General features: G+C 35.1%; 18 protein-coding genes, 1 other RNA gene and 1 pseudogene. 10 read left to right on the top strand and 10 right to left on the bottom strand.

What is annotated here, in order from left to right:
- Positions 1 to 34: 34 nt before the first annotated feature.
- The 3 genes from M0214_RS01075 (at position 35) to M0214_RS01065 (ending at position 2,285) form a co-directional block, all read left to right on the top strand.
- On the top strand, positions 35 to 529 hold the full coding sequence (locus tag M0214_RS01075; RefSeq protein WP_248723628.1) for a DUF4920 domain-containing protein: 495 nt from the start codon (positions 35 to 37) through the stop codon (positions 527 to 529).
- 2 nt (positions 530 to 531) lie between these two features.
- The gene (mnmD, locus tag M0214_RS01070) at positions 532 to 1,263 is read left to right on the top strand and encodes a tRNA (5-methylaminomethyl-2-thiouridine)(34)-methyltransferase MnmD (protein WP_248723627.1); all 732 of its coding nucleotides are present in this window, start codon (positions 532 to 534) and stop codon (positions 1,261 to 1,263) included.
- Between the two features lie 110 nt (positions 1,264 to 1,373).
- Entirely contained in the window at positions 1,374 to 2,285 is a 912-nt protein-coding gene (locus tag M0214_RS01065; protein ID WP_248723626.1) for a TIGR01777 family oxidoreductase, read from the top strand.
- A 1-nt stretch (position 2,286) separates the two neighbouring features.
- On the opposite strand, the gene M0214_RS01060 is transcribed toward M0214_RS01065, so the two are convergent.
- The 9 genes and pseudogenes from M0214_RS01060 to M0214_RS01020 form a co-directional block, all read right to left on the bottom strand.
- Positions 2,287 to 3,576 carry a deoxyribodipyrimidine photo-lyase gene (locus M0214_RS01060; protein ID WP_248723625.1) on the bottom strand — a complete coding sequence of 430 codons (1,290 nt, stop codon included), beginning with the start codon at positions 3,574 to 3,576 and terminating at the stop codon, positions 2,287 to 2,289.
- A gap of 51 nt (positions 3,577 to 3,627) precedes the next feature.
- Complete coding sequence (locus M0214_RS01055) at positions 3,628 to 4,713, bottom strand: T9SS type A sorting domain-containing protein (RefSeq protein ID WP_248723624.1); 1,086 nt, start codon at positions 4,711 to 4,713, stop codon at positions 3,628 to 3,630.
- 54 nt (positions 4,714 to 4,767) lie between these two features.
- Complete coding sequence (trpA, locus tag M0214_RS01050; RefSeq protein WP_248723623.1) at positions 4,768 to 5,532, bottom strand: tryptophan synthase subunit alpha; 765 nt, start codon at positions 5,530 to 5,532, stop codon at positions 4,768 to 4,770.
- Positions 5,533 to 5,936: 404 nt separating this feature from the next.
- Positions 5,937 to 7,121 (bottom strand): tryptophan synthase subunit beta, encoded by a 1,185-nt coding sequence (trpB, locus tag M0214_RS01045; RefSeq protein WP_248724916.1) that lies wholly within the window; start codon positions 7,119 to 7,121, stop codon positions 5,937 to 5,939.
- 33 nt (positions 7,122 to 7,154) lie between these two features.
- Positions 7,155 to 7,742: pseudogene (locus M0214_RS01040) on the bottom strand (phosphoribosylanthranilate isomerase); the annotation flags it as partial.
- A 17-nt stretch (positions 7,743 to 7,759) separates the two neighbouring features.
- Positions 7,760 to 8,545, bottom strand: a complete 786-nt coding sequence (gene trpC / locus M0214_RS01035; protein ID WP_248723622.1) for an indole-3-glycerol phosphate synthase TrpC — start codon at positions 8,543 to 8,545, stop codon at positions 7,760 to 7,762.
- Positions 8,546 to 8,598: 53 nt separating this feature from the next.
- Positions 8,599 to 9,591 carry an anthranilate phosphoribosyltransferase gene (gene trpD, locus M0214_RS01030; RefSeq protein WP_248723621.1) on the bottom strand — a complete coding sequence of 331 codons (993 nt, stop codon included), beginning with the start codon at positions 9,589 to 9,591 and terminating at the stop codon, positions 8,599 to 8,601.
- Positions 9,592 to 9,924: 333 nt separating this feature from the next.
- Complete coding sequence (locus tag M0214_RS01025) at positions 9,925 to 10,491, bottom strand: aminodeoxychorismate/anthranilate synthase component II (RefSeq protein WP_248723620.1); 567 nt, start codon at positions 10,489 to 10,491, stop codon at positions 9,925 to 9,927.
- 308 nt (positions 10,492 to 10,799) lie between these two features.
- On the bottom strand, positions 10,800 to 12,206 hold the full coding sequence (locus M0214_RS01020; RefSeq protein ID WP_248723619.1) for an anthranilate synthase component I family protein: 1,407 nt from the start codon (positions 12,204 to 12,206) through the stop codon (positions 10,800 to 10,802).
- Between the two features lie 229 nt (positions 12,207 to 12,435).
- Between M0214_RS01020 and M0214_RS01015 the strand changes: the two genes are divergently transcribed.
- From M0214_RS01015 to M0214_RS00990, 6 genes are all read left to right on the top strand, one after another.
- Positions 12,436 to 13,008, top strand: coding sequence for a TlpA family protein disulfide reductase (locus M0214_RS01015; protein ID WP_248723618.1), 573 nt, complete (start codon positions 12,436 to 12,438; stop codon positions 13,006 to 13,008).
- 6 nt (positions 13,009 to 13,014) lie between these two features.
- Entirely contained in the window at positions 13,015 to 13,635 is a 621-nt protein-coding gene (locus M0214_RS01010; RefSeq protein ID WP_248723617.1) for a thioredoxin family protein, read from the top strand.
- A gap of 108 nt (positions 13,636 to 13,743) precedes the next feature.
- On the top strand, positions 13,744 to 14,061 hold the full coding sequence (locus M0214_RS01005) for a rhodanese-like domain-containing protein (protein WP_248723616.1): 318 nt from the start codon (positions 13,744 to 13,746) through the stop codon (positions 14,059 to 14,061).
- 2 nt (positions 14,062 to 14,063) lie between these two features.
- Entirely contained in the window at positions 14,064 to 14,465 is a 402-nt protein-coding gene (locus tag M0214_RS01000; RefSeq protein ID WP_248723615.1) for a rhodanese-like domain-containing protein, read from the top strand.
- A 227-nt stretch (positions 14,466 to 14,692) separates the two neighbouring features.
- Positions 14,693 to 14,962, top strand: coding sequence for a hypothetical protein (locus tag M0214_RS00995; protein ID WP_248723614.1), 270 nt, complete (start codon positions 14,693 to 14,695; stop codon positions 14,960 to 14,962).
- 187 nt (positions 14,963 to 15,149) lie between these two features.
- On the top strand, positions 15,150 to 17,720 hold the full coding sequence (locus M0214_RS00990; RefSeq protein WP_248723613.1) for a hypothetical protein: 2,571 nt from the start codon (positions 15,150 to 15,152) through the stop codon (positions 17,718 to 17,720).
- Between the two features lie 41 nt (positions 17,721 to 17,761).
- On the opposite strand, the gene ssrA is transcribed toward M0214_RS00990, so the two are convergent.
- Positions 17,762 to 18,157, bottom strand: a transfer-messenger RNA (tmRNA) gene (gene ssrA, locus M0214_RS00985).
- Between the two features lie 244 nt (positions 18,158 to 18,401).
- On the opposite strand from ssrA, the gene M0214_RS00980 reads away from it, so the two are divergent.
- On the top strand, positions 18,402 to 18,911 hold the full coding sequence (locus M0214_RS00980) for a hypothetical protein (protein ID WP_248723612.1): 510 nt from the start codon (positions 18,402 to 18,404) through the stop codon (positions 18,909 to 18,911).
- The last annotated feature ends 17 nt before the right edge of the window (positions 18,912 to 18,928 follow it).

Here is an 18,928-nt window from a genome sequence, read left to right as displayed (position 1 = left end):
GGTATCTTTACTAAATCGTTTAAAATTTACCACTATGAGGACGCTTATCGTTGTGTTTGTTTGCACTTTAATTCTGAATTCTTGTAAAGAGAAAGTAGAAGAAACCCCAAATAAAGTTCCTAAAATTGAATACCTATCTTATGGAAAAGAGATTATTGGCGATGATGCCATAGCTGCTTCATCTATGCTTTATCATTACCAAGATATGAATGCCAGAGATAGTATTAACTCTAAGATGATAGCTACTGTAACAGATGTTTGCCAAGCCAAAGGGTGTTGGATGACATTACAATTAGGAGAAGGAAAAGAAGCTATGGTTAAATTTAAGGATTATGGTTTTTTTGTTCCAAAAGATATTAAAGGGAAACAAGTCATTGTAAACGGAAAAGCTTTTGTTAATGAGGTACCGGTTGATGAATTGAAACATTATGCCGAAGATGCAGGAAAATCTAAACAAGAAATTGCTGCCATAACAGAATCGAAAAAGACATTTTCTTTTGAGGCCGATGGTGTTTTAGTAGCGCAATAATTTTGAAGAGGGAAATTATTATTACTGCCGATGGTTCAACCACCATTCATATTCCAAAGTGGAATGAACAATACCATTCAAAGCACGGTGCTATCCAAGAAGCGTATCATGTATTTATAAAATATGGGTTGCATCATCTTTGGAATGTAAATGAATTAACCATAGATGTCACTTCGAGCGGAGTCGAGAAGTCTAATAAAGATTTATCCATTCTAGAAATTGGTTTTGGAACAGGCCTTAATGCTTTAATCACATTTTTGGAATCTGCTAAGATTAAAGCCAAAATTGATTATGTAGGTGTTGAAGGGTATCCTGTTTCTAAAGATGAAATAGAACTTTTGAACTATGCTTCTGAATTGAATGTTCCTAAAGCTGTTGAAACATTTGAATTGATTCACAACATACTTTGGGAGGGAAAACACCAACTTTCTGAAAAGTTTTCACTTATAAAACAACATAAGTTTTTCGATGAGATTGAAGATAAAGAGGCTTTTAATCTTATCTATTTTGATGCCTTTGGAGCAAGGGTACAGCCAGAGTTGTGGACCGAAGAGATTTTTAAAAGAATGTATGATGCTTTAAAAGACAATGGTGTTTTGGTGACTTATTCCGCAAAAGGAAGCGTGCGTAGAGCTATGCAGTCCGTTGGGTTTTCAGTGGAAAAACTCCCTGGTCCTCCTGGCAAACGTGAAATGTTGAGGGCAATCAAGTGTTCAGTTAGCAGTATGCAGTGAGCAGTTTACAGTTCTATATTATTTGTCATCGGTCTCCTGTCTTTTATCCCAACTGTTAAACCTAACTTAATTTATTAGCAAATGGAATCTCCATTTCGTAATTTTAATGTATGAGGGTATTAATAACAGGAGCCACAGGTCTCATAGGACAACAAATCGTTAAATCTTGTCATGAACAAGGCATAATGGTTAATTATCTTACTACCAATAAATCTAAAATAAAGACTGATGAACATTATCATGGATTTTATTGGAACTTGGTGACCCAAGAAATAGATAAAGCATGTTTTAAGAATGTAGATGCCATTATCCATCTCGCTGGAGCTACAGTTTCAAAACGTTGGACACCCGAATATAAAAAAGAGATTTTATCGAGTAGAGTAAAGAGTGCCGAGTTACTAATTAACGCCTTAAAAGGTGAATCTCACAGTATAAAACAAATTGTTTCTGCAAGTGGGATTAGTATTTATCCCAGTTCTTTGGTGAATTATTACGAAGAGACTTTTAAGGAAGTTGATGAGTCTTTTTTGGGTGAAGTTGTAGAAGTATGGGAAAAAGCAGTTAATGGATTTTCTGATATTAATGTACCGGTTTCCCGAATAAGAATTGGGTTGGTGATGTCAGATAAAGGAGGGGCGCTACCTCAAATGATTAAGCCAATAAAATTTGGAGTAGGAGCAGCTTTTGGTAGTGGTAAGCAGTGGCAATCATGGATTCATATCAAGGATTTAGCTAATATGTTTTTGTATATCATTAACAATAATCTTACTGGAACATACAATGGTGTTGCCCCAAACCCAGTTACAAATAAAGAGCTTACAAGAACCATTGCTAAGGTCATAAGAAGGCCATTGTTCCTGCCTAATATTCCAAAGTTTGTTATGAAACTTATTCTCGGGGAAATGCACACGGTATTGTTTGATAGCCAGCGGGTAAGTTCTAAAAAAATAGAAAGTAAAGGTTTTCATTTTGAGCATCACCATTTAAAACCTACTCTAGAAGATTTACTGAGAAAGCATTAGGCTAGCTTAAGGCATTCTTATAGGTAGAAATAGCCCTTTCCCGAGCTTCTTTATGATCAACCATTGGGGCTGGGTATTCAAGCGAATTTAATTCTGGAACCCATTTGTTGATATAGCTGAGGTTTTTGTCAAATTTCTTTACTTGTTCGGAAGGATTGAAAACTCTAAAGTAAGGCGCCGCATCGCAACCTGTTCCAGCAGCCCACTGCCAATTACCATTATTTGAAGATAATTCAAAATCAAGGAGTTTCTTTGCAAAATAAGCTTCACCCCATCGCCAATCAATTAATAAGTGTTTGCATAAAAAACTAGCCACAACCATTCTCACTCGGTTATGCATGTATCCTGTTGCATTTAGTTCGCGCATACCTGCATCAACCATAGGATAACCCGTTTTGCCTTGTTTCCATTGTTCAAATTCTTCTTCGTTATTACGCCAGGGTATATGATCATATTTTCTTTTGAAATTATGTTGCACTACATCTGGAAAATGAAAAAGGATTTGCATAAAAAACTCTCTCCAAATAAGTTCTGATAAGAAGGTTGCATTTTGCTTAAAATGTTTCACTAGTTTACGAACACTAACTGTCCCAAATCTCAAATGTGGAGACAGGTAACTGGTTTTATCAAGTGCTGGAAAATTCCTTTCAGCTTCGTAATTCTCTAAATCGTTTATACGATAGTCCTTCACTTCAATTGCCGATGAAGTAAAACCTATGTCTGTTAAACTTGGGAATGGAAAACCTGTTTTATAGAAATTGGATATATTTTTACTCTTTTGCTCTGAGGTTAGACTATCGTCAAATTTTTTTAACCACTGATTTTTAAAAGGAGTAAAAACAGTATACGGTGTGTTGTCTTTTTTTAGAACGTCATTTTTGGCAAAAATAACTTGGTCTTTGTAAAGATTAAGTTGGATTGCTTTAGTTGACAGTAGTTTTTTTATTTCACTATCTCTCTTTATGGCATAGGGTTCGTAATCCTCGTTTGCATAAACACCTTGTATGTCATAGTTTTCAAGAAGGAATTGCCATTGCTCTAAAGGTGTACCTTTTAAAACATAAAGTGAACCGCCAAATTCTTTATTTATTTTCGAAGAAATTGAAGATAAAGTGGAGTGGATAAAGTTGACTCTGGCATCATCTTTATCTAATTCATTTAAAATCCCATCATCAAAAATGAAAATAGGTAGCACGGGGTATTCCGAATTTAAGGCGTGAGTTAGAGCGGTGTTATCCTCAAGTCTTAAATCTCTTCTAAACCAAAATATAGAAATTTTTTCAGCAGGCATTTTATTCTGTTTTTACAGAATAGTGAAGTTAAGGATTGATTGTTTTAAAACTTAAATTTTAACAATTTTTTTTCTGCTAATTATATTGTTTTTTGCTTTCAAGATAATAAAGTAAATGCCAGCAGGGAAGTTAGAAATATCTATTGGTTTCTTGTTATATGCATTTATCTTTAGAACTCGCTTTCCAAGTGAATCATTGATAATCACTGAATTTAAGTTTAGTCCATTTAAGTTTTCAATATGTAACAAGTTTTTAACTGGATTGGGATGTAGTTTGAAAGAAGATGTAATGGTGTTGTCGATGCTTAAACTTGAAACTTCTTCAATGCTGAAATTAGCAAAAAGAACTTCTTCATCTCTTAAGTCTTGCGAATTGTTTAAGCTTCTATAAATACCCCATTTAGGGCGAACAAAATCTGCATCTGTTTGCCAATTCTTTGTGGCATTATCAGAATAGGACAACAAAACCGTTTGATTGCTAACTTTCTTTAATTCTAGCGAATATGTGCCAGCGTTAGGGCTTGAGTTTGTACCAAATTTTATGGTCTCTGTTGCTTCTACCCATACACCTTTAAAAGGTGCGATATCAGTTTGTATTAAAGTCGTTTGAGAGTTAGTTTCTGCATAACGTAACTCTATTCTATCTGGTGTGGCTTTTCGTGCTGTAAGCGTGTACATTGGCATGCTAGAATAAAGCCCTCCAACAGATTTTAACTGATGTAAATGAGTAAAGTTAGGAGAAGCCTGAAATCCAGCATCTAGTTTAAACTTCCATTTATATATTACCGTTTCCCCTTCAACAGCCTTGAGGTTATCAGGAGATTTATCATAAGATTTAATCTCGTTTCTTTGTCGGTCGAAATTAATGCAGCGGTCATCATCATCTGTAACATGAATGTGAAATCTGAAAACATTATCATTTAAATCACTGTCGTATACTTCATCAATATGTCTAGCAAAAGTTCCGTGATTACAATCAGGGACTTCAATAGGGTTATAACCTGGAGCTAATACCGAAGTGATTAATTCGTAGGTGTTTCCTGGTCCATCAGCATCTAAAACTATTTGGGAATAAGAAGTTTTAGAGACAAAAAAAACTAGCAATAAGGAAAATAATTGGAACTTTAATCTAAACATATATTTGGTTTACCAAATTGGTTTACCAAATATAGCCAATTAATATTAATTAACCTATTCTAAAATACTTTTGACAAAAGAGTGAATGTTATCAGTACCCTCATTCGTAACATGTTTAACAAATGCACTCCCAATAATAGCGCCTTTAGCGTATTTGGTTGCAGCTGTAAAAGTATTATTGTTGCTGATTCCGAAACCAACAATTTGTGGGTTGTTTAAATTAAGGTTATCGATTCGTTCAAAATATTCGGTTTGCTCGTCTCCAAAGCCAGACTTTGCGCCAGTTGTACTTGCACTGCTTACCATATAAATAAAACCGTTTGAAACTGAATCGATAAATTTAATGCGCTCATCACTGGTTTGAGGTGTAATTAAGAATACATTTATTAACCCGTATTTTTCAAAAGTGGATTGATATTCCTCGTGATAAACGTCTACAGGTAAATCAGGAATGATTAAACCATCAATACCAATCTCTTGACATTTTTTACAGAAATCTTCAACACCATATTGTAACATAGGATTAAAATATCCCATTATGATTAAAGGAATATTAACCGACTTCCTAATGTCTTTTAGCTGATTGAACAGAACTTCAGTGGTCATACCATTTTTCAAAGCCTGTGTTGAGCTATCTTGAATTGTTGGTCCATCTGCTAATGGGTCACTAAATGGTAGGCCTATTTCTATCATGTCGACTCCACTTTTTTCTAAATCTTGAATGATTTTAACGGTCTCATCTAAGTTAGGGTATCCTGCTGTAAAGTATATTGAAAGCAGTTTTTTGTCTTCCTTTAGCTTTTCTTGTATACGATTCATTTTTTCTGTCATTCCTGCGGAGGCAGGAATCTATTTTAAATTATACTTTTTTTATGTTTGCTTTGTTCATTTTTGCCTTGATGCAAAACGAACCAAAAAATCAAATCAAAAATAGGAAATTGCTATAGCATCATTCACTTTCAGAGTTTCGTGCTTGAAGCTTTGCTTCGCATCTTCACTCTTTCGTTCATTATTTCTGGTTTTTGATGATTCCGATTCCATCGGAAATCGGGACTCGCCCTTTTGCTAAATACTTTTTATAGTTCTAAATTGTTTTTCAATTTTCTAAACTCTTGCGCCTGCAAGGGATTGAGCGATTATTGGAGCTACTCAAAGAGAGCTCTTAAACTCCGCTAAGGAAAAACTTTTCGAGAAAGCTCGACCCTTGTAGTAACGCCATAAATCTATATCTTAAAATAATCAATATAATTCTGTAAATCTTTATCGCCACGTCCTGATAGGCACATGACCACAACATCATCTGGCTTAAATTGCTTTTGTTTGAAAATAGCAAAAGCATGAGAGCTTTCAATAGCGGGAATTATACCTTCTAATTCGCAAAGTTCTAATCCTGCCTTCATAGCATCATCATCTGTTATAGATATGAATTCTGCACGTTCTGTTTTAGCTAGATGTGCATGCATCGGCCCAACTCCGGGGTAATCTAAACCTGCTGAAATTGAATAAGGTTCCGTAATCTGTCCGTCGTTAGTTTGCATTAATAAGGTTTTACATCCATGAATAATACCTTCTTTTCCTAAAACCGAAGTGGCGGCACTTTCACCAGAATCAACACCAAGACCTGCTGCTTCAACTGCAATAATTTTTACACTCTCTTCATGTAGAAAATGATAGTAAGTACCGGCAGCATTACTACCGCCTCCAATACAAGCTGCAACATAATCAGGATTTTCACGTCCTTCTTGTTCTTTTAGTTGCCATTTAATTTCTTCAGAAATAACTGATTGAAATCTCGTTACCATATCTGGATAGGGGTGAGGGCCAATGGCTGATCCAATGATATAATGTGTATTTACAGGATTATTAATCCAATCACGGATAGCTTCATTGGTGGCATCTTTTAATGTTCTACTTCCTGATAGGGCAGGAACTACTTTAGAGCCTAACATTTTCATTCTGGCAACATTTGGTGCCTGGCGTGCAATATCAATTTCACCCATATAAACGATGCACTCTAGTCCCATTAAAGCGCATACAGTAGCTGTGGCAACACCATGTTGTCCAGCACCCGTTTCAGCAATAATCCTCTTTTTACCCAATCGTTTTGCCATTAAGATTTGCCCAATGGTATTGTTGATTTTGTGTGCACCCGTATGATTCAGGTCTTCTCGCTTAAGGTAAATTTTTGTGTTATACTTTTCCGAAAGTCGTTTGGCAAAATACAAGGGAGAAGGTCTACCAACATAGTCTTTTAAAAGTTGGTCAAACTCCTTTTTAAAGTCTGGTTCTGCCATGATTTTGAGGTAATTTTGCCTCAATTCCTCTACATTAGGATATAGCATTTCGGGTATAAACGCTCCTCCAAAATCACCATAATACCCTCTTTCGTCTACATTATATTCTTGCATTTTTTTGTTATTACTAAGTTTGTTTATAAACTCTCTTAAAACGCCAACATTTTTAAGTCCAGGTTCTAATTCAAATTTGCTATTAACATCAAGACTATAACAATATTTAGAAGCATCACTGGCTTTAAATTTCTTAATGTCTTCGACTTCATCTATACCAATACCACCACTTAAAAAGAAGGGTTTGGTTGATGGGTAATCGTTTAGAAGACTCCAGTCGAACCTATAACCATTACCACCTGGAAGTTTTCCTTTAGTATCGAATAAATAGTAATCACAAACATCCTCATATTCATCTAACACCTTAAAATTGAAACCATCCATAACGGAAAACACCTTGATGACTTCAACAGGTTTAGATAAAAGTGTAGTTGTTCTGAGCATATTACAATAGTAAGGCGCTTCTTCTCCATGCAATTGAACAGCTTGTAAATCGAATTCATTGATTTTTTCAATGACCGTATTTAAATTTTCATTTACAAAAACACCGATTTTTTTTATATCACTAGAAATTTCAGGAATCTTAGTATCAAAGTGCCTAGGTGTTTTTTCATAAAAAATAAAACCAAGATAATCAGGTTGCAGTGCAGCAACTTGCTCAATGTTATCTTGATATTTCATTCCACAAATCTTTATTTTCATAGCTCTAGTTCTTTTATAAATTCTGTGGCGCTAGCCCCTGGGTTATCTGTTTTCATAAAGTTTTCCCCAATTAGAAATCCTTTGTAACCGTAAGGTTGCAACTCCTTAATAGCATTTACATTACTAATTCCACTTTCTGATACTTTTACAAAGTCATCTGGAATAATGCTACTTAAAGATTTACTTGTTTCTAAGCTAACTTCAAAAGTCTTGAGGTTTCTATTGTTAACGCCAAGCATATCCAAACTTGGCATTATGGACTTCTGCAATTCTTCTTCGTTGTGTACTTCTAAAAGTACATTGAGGTTTAAGCTTTTAGCAAATTCAGAAAACTGTTTTATTTCTTCTCTGGTTAAAATGGCAGCTATTAATAAAATGACATCAGCACCGTAAGCTTTAGCTTCAAGAATTTGATATTCATCAATAATGAATTCTTTTCTTAATAACGGCAATTCACAACTAGCTCGGGCGGTTAATAAATCATCTAAAGAACCACCAAAATATTTTCCATCGGTTAGAACGGACATTCCACAAACACCTGCGTTTTCATAACCAGACGCAACATCTTGAGTATTTAAACTGTTGTTGATTATTGATTTTGAAGGAGATCGTCTTTTGTGTTCTGCGATAATCCCAGAAGCACTATTTTTTAAACGTTCAGCCAATGATACCGTATTTCTTGAAAATAATACGGATTGCTCCAATTGTGAAATAGGTATTAACCCTTTTCTTAAATCAACTTCTTTGCGTTTATCAATTACTATTTTATCCAGTATGTTCATTTTTTCAGTCTTCAGTCTTCAGTCAACCATCTTACTGCCAATGGCCTACTTATTTATCTACTTAATTCAATCAATTTATGCAAACTTTGTTTCGCTTTACCTGATAACAGTGATTCTTTAGCTATTTCAAAGCCTTCTTTGTGAGAAATCTGTTTAGAGGTAGCAATAGCCAAACCTGCATTGGCACAAACAACATTATTTTGTGCATCAGTTCCTTTACCGCTAATAATATCTAGAAATATTTTGGCTGCATCTTCAACAGTGTCTCCACCATAGATGGCTTCTTGTTTTATTTTATTTAGGCCTAAGTCTTCTGGTGTAAACAATTTTTCAGCTTGATTAGAAACAATTTTCGCTTCTCCAGTTAATGAGATCTCATCATAACCGTCTAAAGCATAAACAATGCTGTAGTTTTTGTCTGTATTTTGATATAGAAAGCTATAAAGACGCAACACTTCTAGGTTAAATACGCCTAGTGATTGACTTTTAGGAAATGAAGGGTTAACCATTGGCCCCAACATATTAAAAAAAGTCTTAACACCTAGTTCTCTTCTTATTGGAGCAACATTTTTCATGGCTGGATGAAAAAGAGGAGCATGTAAAATACAGATACCTGCTTTGTCCAAGCAACGTCTTAAAAAGTCTTCGTCATTAGAAAATTTAACGCCTAGGTTCTCCATAACATTAGAGGACCCAGAGGTTGAAGACACGCCATAGTTTCCATGCTTTGAGACATTAATTCCGGCACCTGCAGTAATGAACGATGACAAGGTAGAGATGTTGAAGGTGTTTTTACCATCACCTCCAGTACCAACAATATCAATAGCATCAAAGTCTTTTAAGTCAACCGCTACACATAATTCAAGAAGAGCATCCCTAAAGCCCTGTAACTCTTCAATGGTAATGCTTCGCATCATATAAACCGAAAGAAAACAAGCAATTTGACTTGGGTTATACATATCATTTGATATGTTAACTATAACCTGTTTAGCCTCCTCGGTAGAGATGGTTTCATGGTTTATTAATCTATTAAGTATGTCTTTCATTCTTGTCATTCCTGCGAAGGCAGAAATCTATTTTAAATTACACTTTATTATTTCCCATTCATTTTTTGCTTGTCCAAAAAACGAATCAAAAAAGGACATCCAAGTCAAGGAATTTTTTATCCCGGTTTTCGGGATAAAAACCGATTTGAAAACTCCGCGTCGAACTTTGTTCTCCTGATTTCGGAGCTTTTCTTCATCTATTCTTCGCCTTGGCTATCAATTCTACGAATTGAATTGGGATTTGACTTTCTGTAAATTTATTTTTCATTTAAACTATTATCTCTTTTTCAGCTAACAGCTAACAGCTAACAGCTAACAGCTAACAGCTAACAGCTAACTATTTACCCAATTTTCTAATATTTTTTTTCCGTCTGGGGTTAGGACAGACTCTGGGTGATATTGAACGCCTTTTACATCATATTGTTTATGTCTTAAAGACATTACTTGTCCGTTAGCATCAAAAGAGGTCGCCTCCAAACTTTCAGGTAAATCGGCATTTACAACCCAAGAGTGATAACGGCCTACTTCAATTTCTTTGTCTAATCCATTGAAAATCGATTCATCATCTACACTAATTTCAACTTTTGTAGCAACACCATGATAGACTTCATCAAGGTTTACTAAAGTACCTCCAAAAACTTCGCCAATAGCTTGTTGACCTAAACAAACTCCTAAAATACTTTTAGTAGGAGCATATTTTTCTATAATGGCTTTTAATAAACCGGCCTCATCTGGAATTCCTGGCCCTGGAGACAAAACTATTTTGTCAAAAGCCTCAACATCTTCAAGTTCTAATTTATCATTCCTATATACTGTTACGTCACAATTTAAATCTTCTAAATAATGAACCAGATTATATGTGAAACTATCGTAGTTATCTATTACTAAAACTCTTTTCATTTCATTTGTCATTCCTGCGAATGCAGGAATCTATATTTAGTTGTTTTCTTATTTTATTTTTGTTCATCTTGTCTTGATACAAAACGAACCAAACCTGCCTGCCGGCAGGAAATCAAATCAATCTAAGGAAATTCCTTCGGAACATTCCCTTTCGGAATCTCGCGCTCAAAGCTTCGCTTAGCATCTCCATTCCTTCGTTCATTATTTCTGCAGATTGATACTTCCGACTTTGTCGGAATATGGGACATGATTTTCTGCTTATTTATTTTTTATGTCAAGCCTGATTCTCAACTTTCTAACTTCTAACTTTATATATCTTCTGCTAATTGAATTGCTTTGTTTAACGCTCCTAATTTGTTGAAAACTTCTTGTCTTTCGCTTTCAGGATTTGATTTCGAAACCAGTCCTGCGCCTGCCTGCCAATTAAGTTTATAATCTTTACTTAAAAAAGTTCTAATCATGATGGCATGGTTAAAATTGCCCTCAAAATCCATAAAACCTATAGCACCACCATAAAACCCTCTACTTGTTTTTTCATATTGTTCAATAAGTTGCATGGCTCTATGTTTAGGAGCTCCACTTAATGTTCCCGCTGGAAATGTATCGGCTACAACTTGCATAGTTGAAGTTGTATCATGTTTATGTCCGGTTACTTTACTAACCAAATGAATTACATGAGAGAAAAACTGAACCTCTCTGTAGGTTTCAACTTTTACATTGCTACCATGGCGGCTTAAATCATTTCTTGCAAGGTCCACAAGCATTACATGCTCTGCATTTTCCTTTTCGTCTTTAACTAATTTATCAGCTAAGATGGCATCTTTATCATCATCACCTGTACGTCTAAATGTTCCAGCAATGGGATGAATTTCTGCTAAACCGTCACTAACTATAAGTTGGGCTTCAGGAGAACTTCCCATGATTTTAAAGTTGCCATAATCAAAATAGAACAGGTAGGGAGAAGGGTTTATACTCCTTAGGGCTCTGTATACATTAAAATCATCACCGGTAAACTCTTGAGAAAAACTTCTCGATAGCACCAATTGAAAAACATCGCCTCTTGCACAGTGTTTTTTTGCATAATCTACGTGCTGAAGAAACTCTTCATCCGTTAAATTAGAAGTAATGTCTCCTTTAGCATTAAAATTAAACGACGCAAAGTTTTGTATGTTTATAAGTTTATCTATTACATCAATGTTACTTTCTACGCCATCAAAACAATGGGCAAATATGTACGCCTCATTTTTAAAATGATTTATAGCGATGATATTTTGATAAACCGCATAATAGACATCTGGAATATTAATTGAATTTTCCTTTTTCCCAATTTCAATATCTTCAAAATATCTAACAGCATCGTAGGCAGTATAACCAAAAATTCCATTGTTGATGAACTTGAAATTTTCTTCAGAAGACACATCAAAACGTTTGGTAAACTTGTATATTTCATCCACAACATCTACTTCGGGTGTAATCTCTAATGTTGATGAACTACCGTCGGGGAAGGTCTGTTCTATAACCTCATTTTCAATTTTTATTGTTGCTATAGGGTTAAAACAGATGTATGAGAAATTCTTGTGATTTCTGTGGTAGTCCCCACTTTCTAATAGAATACTATTAGGGTATTTGTCTCTAATTTTGTAATACACTGAAACAGGTGTGATGGTGTCTGTTAAAATGCGTTTATGGTGTGTATAAAGGCTAAATTTTTCCATTGTTAACATAAAAAAGGCTTGTCGTGAATGACAAGCCTTTTGATATTTTAGATTTTAAATATACTAGGATTTTACTTCACGAATTTTAGTTTCGAGAGCACCACCACCAAGTATTATTTAAATTGTTTTTCATTGATTTTAATCTTCGAAGCACAAATATAAAAATGAAAAAATAATTAAGCAATAGTTTATTGTCTTTTTTGTCTAAAAGATTGTTAAATATGTTTAGTTGAAAGAAGGAATCATTATTTTTATGCTTATGAAGTTAAAGTTAGTATTCATTGCGGTTCTTACACTATTAAGTTGTAACAACCAGAAGAAAGATACAGTTAAACAAGTAACAAGCGAAGCATTACCTGAAAATAAAGCTATTTATAATGATGTTGAATTAGAGATTTATGATTATGATGGATTAAAACCTCTATTATCAAAGAACGATGGAAAGATACACGTGATTAATTTTTGGGCTACATGGTGTAAGCCTTGTGTAAAAGAATTACCTTATTTTGAACAATTGGGAGCAAAATATAAAGACAAAAATGTTGAGGTTTTACTGGTTAGCTTAGACTTTCCACACCAATACGAATCTAAATTAAAACCGTTTATTAAAGAAAGAGATTTAAAATCTAAAGTGTTGGTATTAGATGATCCAGATTCAAATCGTTGGATACCTCAAATAAATCAGGATTGGTCTGGTTCTATTCCAGCAACGATTATTATCAACGATGAAAAAAGTAGTTTTTATGAACAGTCATTCAACTATACCGAGTTGGAAGAAGCTTTAAAGAAATTTTTAAACTAAAATAAAATGAGCAAAACAATTAAATTATTTACAGTGGCTTTTGTGGCCATTTTAGTTACTGCATTTACCGCTCCAAATAATGATTTGGATACTGGTTATAAGATAGGGGATGTCGCAGAAGATTTTTCTCTTAGAAACATAGACGGAAATATGGTTTCTTTATCAGATTACAAAGATGCCAAAGGTTTTATTGTAACCTTCACATGTAATACCTGTCCGTATGCTGTTATGTACGAAGATCGTATTATTGAGTTAGACAAGAAATATGCATCAAAAGGATATCCTGTAATTGCCATTATGCCTAATAATACGAGTATAAAGCCAGGAGACAATTTAGAGGCTATGAAACAAAGAGCCCAAGATAAAGGGTTTACATTTCCTTACTTGATAGATGAGGGACAAACTGTTTTTCCGAAGTTCGGAGCGACTAAAACACCACATGTCTTTGTTTTGTCTAAAATTGATGGTAGTTTATTTGTAAAGTATATTGGAGCTATTGATAATAATTATAAAGATGCCTCTGCGGTTACTACAAAGTATGTTGAAAATGCCGTAGATGCTCTAATAGATGGTAAAGAAGTTCCTGAAAAAGAAACTAAAGCTATTGGGTGCTCTATTAAAGTATAAATAAAACAATTAAACATTATTGAAAACTGAAGTGTAATGCTTCAGTTTTTTTTCGTCTATAGAATAAGAAGTACTAATTTTGTATTCATAATTAATTCACATAAATATATGGAAGATTTAACACAAGAAGAATGGGCAGAACAATTAGCGGCTGACGATAAAGCGGTTGTTCTTGATGTAAGAACCGATGCGGAAGTAACCGAAGGTATTATACCCAATGCAATACATATTGATTTTTATCTAGGAGATGAGTTTGTTGATAAGATTGACGAGTTAGATAAAAGTAAGAATTACTATGTTTATTGTCGCTCGGGGAACAGGAGCGGTCAAGCATGTGTTATTATGGAAGAATTAGGGTTTGAGAATGCTTATAACCTCGAGGGAGGAATGTTAGATTGGACCGGAGAAGTTGTTGATATGGAATAACCATGAAACAGCTACTAGTTTTGATTTGTTCGCTTTTCAGTTTTTCCACAACAGGGTGTAAACAATCCTCATATGATGACGGTGTTATAAAGATTTCACCAAAGGATTTAAACGATATCATCAACAATGAAGATATACAATTGGTGGATGTTAGAACTTCAAAGGAATTTAGAGCAGGACATATAGCAGGAAGCATTAATATCAATTTTTTTTCTACTAATTTTAGAAGTCTAATAGAAAAGCGTTTAGATAAGGAAAAACCAGTTTACATTTATTGTCGTTCTGGTAAACGAAGTGCTAAAAGTGTAAAGGTGTTCAAAACACTTGGTTTTAAAAAAATCTATGACCTTAAAGGTGGTTTTTTAAGTTGGAAAGAAAAGGATTTTACTATTTCTACAGAATAAAATTAGAATATCAAGTTTGTTGCTTTTCTTTTAATTTAGACCTAAACAATTGTATGTTTAGATTGGCTTTTTTAGAAAAGGTTATCCAGGGTTGTTATACGTTATAACTACTTTTTCAGTACTTCACCTTTTTTATTTTATTCGAGAAGTCTGTTTTTTTTATCTTTAACAATAATTAGGTTTTTTTTAGATTAAAATCCTGTAAAACAAATTAATAGCAATAGCACATGGATAACGGTTATATAATATTAGGTATCATTACTTTGTTGTTTTTAAGTATGTATGGATTTGCATACTTCTCTGTAGCAATGGAAAAGATTAAGCAAAGAAGAGCTCAAAAGCGAGAGTTAGAGAAAGAGGAGCAAAAAAGAAAGCAGCGTATCAGAAACCAAGAGATAAGAGATGAAAAGCTTCGCAAGTTCAATGAACGTAAAGAAGAAATTCAAAAAGAGCTTTTGTTGTTGGAAAAAATGAAACAAAAACAGAAAGTTAGCTAATACATGATTAGCTTTTTTCAAATAAGAATTTATTACCCATATATTGTTTATGGGTTTTTTTATAAAAAAAGTTTTATTTTAGAGTTAAACACTTATATTTAAGTAGTTTATATTTTTAATTTTATAGCCCTAAATTCTAATAAATTAAAAACTTAACTGTGGTGCCGTTCTATGGTACTTTCGTATTATGGTCAATAAATTTTGTTTTTACATTTTTTTTATTGTTTTCTGTTCTGGTATTTCTGCACAGGAAGCAAGTATATCCACTCGTTTTTCTCAGGAAGGTACTTTATACACTAGTATAGATAAAAGTATTAATGAGTTAATTAAGCCAATCACAGAATTTAAGGAGAACCAAAAGTGTACTGTAATTGGTTATTTAGGAAATGACAACTACAAGGTTAAATTTAAGGATTGGATAGGTATAGTCACCATAGAAGACCTTATAGTTAACGACGAATTAGAAGATCTTTATTATGACTTTCAGGACAGAGAGCGAGAACTCCGAAAGAAGGAAGAAGCTGAGAGAAGGAAAAAAATATATCAGATTGTCAATAAAGAAAAAATTGAAAAAGAAAAAGCTGAACAACGCCGATTGGACTCCATAGCTAATGCAGAAGCAGCTGAGCGCAAACGAATCGCATATGAGCAGGAACAGGCCCGCAAACGAGAAGCGGCTTTACGAGAGCAACGCCGATTGGACTCTATATCAAAGGTAGAAGCAGCTGAACGTAAACGAATTGCCTACAAGCAGGAAGAAGCCCGCAAACGAGAGGCGGCTTTACGAGAACAACGCCGATTGGACTCTATTGCCAAAGTAGAAGCAGCTGAACGTAAACGAATTGCCTACAAGCAGGAAGAAGCCCGCAAACGAGAGGCGGCTTTACGAGAGCAACGCCGATTGGACTCTATTGCCAAAGTAGAAGCAGCTGAACGTAAACGAATTGCCTACGAGCAGGAAGAAGCCCGCAAACGAGAGGCGGCTTTACGAGAACAACGCCGATTGGACTCTATTGCCAAAGTAGAAGCAGCTGAACGTAAACGAATTGCCTACGAGCAGGAAGAAGCCCGCAAACGAGAGGCGGCTTTACGAGAACAGCGCCAATTGGACTCTATTGCCAAAGTAGAAGCAGCAGAGCGCAAACGTATTGCCTATGAGCAGGAACAGGCCCGCAAACGTGAAGAAGCCTTAAGAGAGCAACGCCGATTGGATTCTTTAGCCAAAGTAGAAGCAGCTGAGCGCAAACGTATTGCCCATGAGCAGGAACAAGCTCGCAAACGAGAAGCAGCCTTACAAGAACAGCGCCGATTGGATTCTTTAGCCAAAGTAGAAGCAGCTGAGCGCAAACGAATAGCCTATGAGCAGGAAGAAGCCCGCAAACGAGAGGCGGCTTTACGAGAACAGCGCCAATTGGACTCTATTGCCAAAGTAGAAGCAGCAGAGCGCAAACGTATTGCCTATGAGCAGGAACAGGCCCGCAAACGTGAAGAAGCCTTAAGAGAGCAACGTCGTTTGGATTCTATTGCTAAAGCAGAAGAAGCCGAGCGCAAACGTATTGCCTACGAGCAGGAACAGGCCCGCAAACGTGAGGAAGCCTTAAGAGAGCAACGCCGATTGGATTCTTTAGCCAAAGTAGAAGCAGCTGAGCGCAAACGTATTGCCCATGAGCAGGAACAAGCTCGCAAACGAGAAGCAGCCTTACAAGAACAGCGCCGATTGGATTCTTTAGCCAAAGTAGAAGCAGCTGAGCGCAAACGAATAGCCTATGAGCAGGAACAGGCCCGCAAACGTGAAGCGGCTTTAAGAGAACAGCGCCGATTGGATTCTATAGCTAAAGTCGAAGCAGCTGAGCGCAAACGTATTGCCTACGAGCAGGAACAAGCCCGCAAACGTGAGGAAGTATTAAGAGAGCAACGTCGATTGGATTCTATAGCTAAAGTTGAAGCAGCTGAGCGTAAACGTATTGCCTACGAGAAGGAGCAAGCCCGCAAACGAGAAGCGGCCTTACAAGAACAGCGCCGATTGGACTCTATTGCCAAAGTAGAAGCAGCTGAGCGTAAACGTATTGCCTACGAGCAGGAACAGGCCCGCAAACGAGAGGAAGCCTTAAGAGAACAGCGCCGTTTGGATTCTATTGCTAAAGTAGAAGCAGCTGAGCGCAAACGAATTGCCTACGAGAAGGAACAACAAGCCCGCAAACGAGAAGCGGCTTTACGAAAGCAACGTCGGTTAGATTCTATGGCTAAAGTAGAAGCGGCCGAACGTAAGCGTATTGCTTTGGAAAAAGAAAAGAGTAAAGAAGATAAATTTGATATTAAGGCTTTAGAAAGACAAAAGTTTAGAAGGACATGTCATTATGCTATGAATGAATATGATAATCTATACTCAGAAAAAGTAATTTTAACCAAAGCATATTCCGTAGCCAAAGGTCTAACAATAGAGCTATACAAGAAAGGAGGTAAAGCAGATATTTTTATTAATTCGCCATCTAATTTAGGTTGTGTAAGTGGTTATTCGAAGAAGAAAACTTATGTTTTGATAAGTTTAGAAAATAAAAAAACAATCACATTTTATCATACCTATGGTACCAATTGTGGTGATTACGAATTCAAAGGAAGTTTATCTAATAATCAAAAAGTAGTACTCAAAAGTTCTCCGATAAAATCAATAACACTAAAAGGAACTGAAGGCGTTTTAGAGTTTTCTGATATTGACTACCCCGAATTTTTTATGGATAAGTTAAAGTGTATTGAATAAATAAAAAAAGCCTTCATATTTACAATGAAGGCTTTTTAATTTTGTGGAGTCGGAGGGAGTCGAACCCTCGTCCAAACAAGTAACCAAAGGGCTTTCTACACGCTTAGTTTTTTCTTGGTTTTCGATAATAAGCCGGTTAAAAACAACCTACTTAAAACTTAGCTTTTTAATCTCGATATTACATCAAAGCGCTATAATATCTTAGTCTATATTTACGATGCCTCTAAAAAGAACGCCATAAACCAAGGCTTTCTGGAGACATTTAGCTTGCACACCTTGTGTGCCGGGGCTTGAACTTACTATAATTCAGTTATTAAGCAGCTAAAGCGTAATTATTTTCGCCGTTTAAAGTTTGACCTAGCCTTTAACGTGTTTCAATGTCATTACACGACGTGCTTACCGTTCAATTAATCTCGCTGTCAAAACCAGTCGACCCCTAAATTAATTTAACTTTTTACATACTTTAAGAAATCTATATCTGTAGATTGTAAAAAGGAAAACAAAGGTATCAAAAAGTTTCATAATCCTTTATGTACTCTTATTTATCATGCAATAATTGTTCCTAAATAATTATTAATTATTCCTTTTTTGCTATTAATTACTATTTAAAAAAAAGTGTAAGTATTTAATATACAATTAAATGCATTTTATTTAAGTATTAATTAACCAAAACTAATTTTTATGAAAACTATTTTTTCAATCTTTTTAATTGCCATTTTATTGACAAGTTGTAAAACAGAACCAGACAATTCAGCTCAAGAGTTGTTTGCGAAAAATTCTGAAATCGTACTTAAAGACATTTCTAACTGGGAAAATGAAACACCTGATTATTCAATTTTTGCTGAAAATGCAATAGGATTGAGTACTGTTTTTGGAGCCAAGGTAGATACAGTATTGGTTCATAGTGAGGAATCAAAGGCAAATGATAAGGCCTTTTTATCAAGATTTGATTTTAAGCTTTTAACTAGCCCTCCACAGTTATTGCCTGGAGTAAATCCGGATACAAAACAGCCTGATGGCTCTGTACGCTATTATGGTATTTGGCAAGTAACTTTGCCGGCTACTGATTCTACCGAAGCGAAATCTGGTGAAATTAAAATGTATTCGTCCTATGATTTTGATGAAAATGGAAAGATTATTTATACTCAGAGCTACGGAGATTTTTCGTGTTTAATGAGATATTTAAATTAATAATTGTTCAATAGAAT

This window comes from Seonamhaeicola sp. ML3 (assembly GCF_023273855.1).
Taxonomy (GTDB): Bacteria; Bacteroidota; Bacteroidia; order Flavobacteriales; family Flavobacteriaceae; genus Seonamhaeicola.
The sequence above is the reverse complement of the archived record's forward strand: the minus strand, read 5'-3'. Positions and strand labels throughout refer to the sequence as shown.

Excerpts from the sequence above, each read along its gene's own strand:
- M0214_RS01075 (WP_248723628.1), top strand. The coding sequence starts at position 35 with ATGAGGACGCTTATCGTTGTGTTTGTTTGCACTTTAATTCTGAATTCT.
- M0214_RS01065 (WP_248723626.1), top strand. The coding sequence starts at position 1,374 with ATGAGGGTATTAATAACAGGAGCCACAGGTCTCATAGGACAACAAATC.
- M0214_RS01060 (WP_248723625.1), bottom strand. The coding sequence starts at position 3,576 with ATGCCTGCTGAAAAAATTTCTATATTTTGGTTTAGAAGAGATTTAAGA.
- M0214_RS01055 (WP_248723624.1), bottom strand. The coding sequence starts at position 4,713 with ATGTTTAGATTAAAGTTCCAATTATTTTCCTTATTGCTAGTTTTTTTT.
- trpA (WP_248723623.1), bottom strand. The coding sequence starts at position 5,532 with ATGAATCGTATACAAGAAAAGCTAAAGGAAGACAAAAAACTGCTTTCA.
- trpB (WP_248724916.1), bottom strand. The coding sequence starts at position 7,121 with ATGCAAGAATATAATGTAGACGAAAGAGGGTATTATGGTGATTTTGGA.
- trpC (WP_248723622.1), bottom strand. The coding sequence starts at position 8,545 with ATGAACATACTGGATAAAATAGTAATTGATAAACGCAAAGAAGTTGAT.
- trpD (WP_248723621.1), bottom strand. The coding sequence starts at position 9,591 with ATGAAAGACATACTTAATAGATTAATAAACCATGAAACCATCTCTACC.
- M0214_RS01025 (WP_248723620.1), bottom strand. The coding sequence starts at position 10,491 with ATGAAAAGAGTTTTAGTAATAGATAACTACGATAGTTTCACATATAAT.
- M0214_RS01020 (WP_248723619.1), bottom strand. The coding sequence starts at position 12,206 with ATGGAAAAATTTAGCCTTTATACACACCATAAACGCATTTTAACAGAC.
- M0214_RS01010 (WP_248723617.1), top strand. The coding sequence starts at position 13,015 with ATGAGCAAAACAATTAAATTATTTACAGTGGCTTTTGTGGCCATTTTA.
- M0214_RS01005 (WP_248723616.1), top strand. The coding sequence starts at position 13,744 with ATGGAAGATTTAACACAAGAAGAATGGGCAGAACAATTAGCGGCTGAC.
- M0214_RS01000 (WP_248723615.1), top strand. The coding sequence starts at position 14,064 with ATGAAACAGCTACTAGTTTTGATTTGTTCGCTTTTCAGTTTTTCCACA.
- M0214_RS00995 (WP_248723614.1), top strand. The coding sequence starts at position 14,693 with ATGGATAACGGTTATATAATATTAGGTATCATTACTTTGTTGTTTTTA.
- M0214_RS00990 (WP_248723613.1), top strand. The coding sequence starts at position 15,150 with ATGGTCAATAAATTTTGTTTTTACATTTTTTTTATTGTTTTCTGTTCT.
- M0214_RS00980 (WP_248723612.1), top strand. The coding sequence starts at position 18,402 with ATGAAAACTATTTTTTCAATCTTTTTAATTGCCATTTTATTGACAAGT.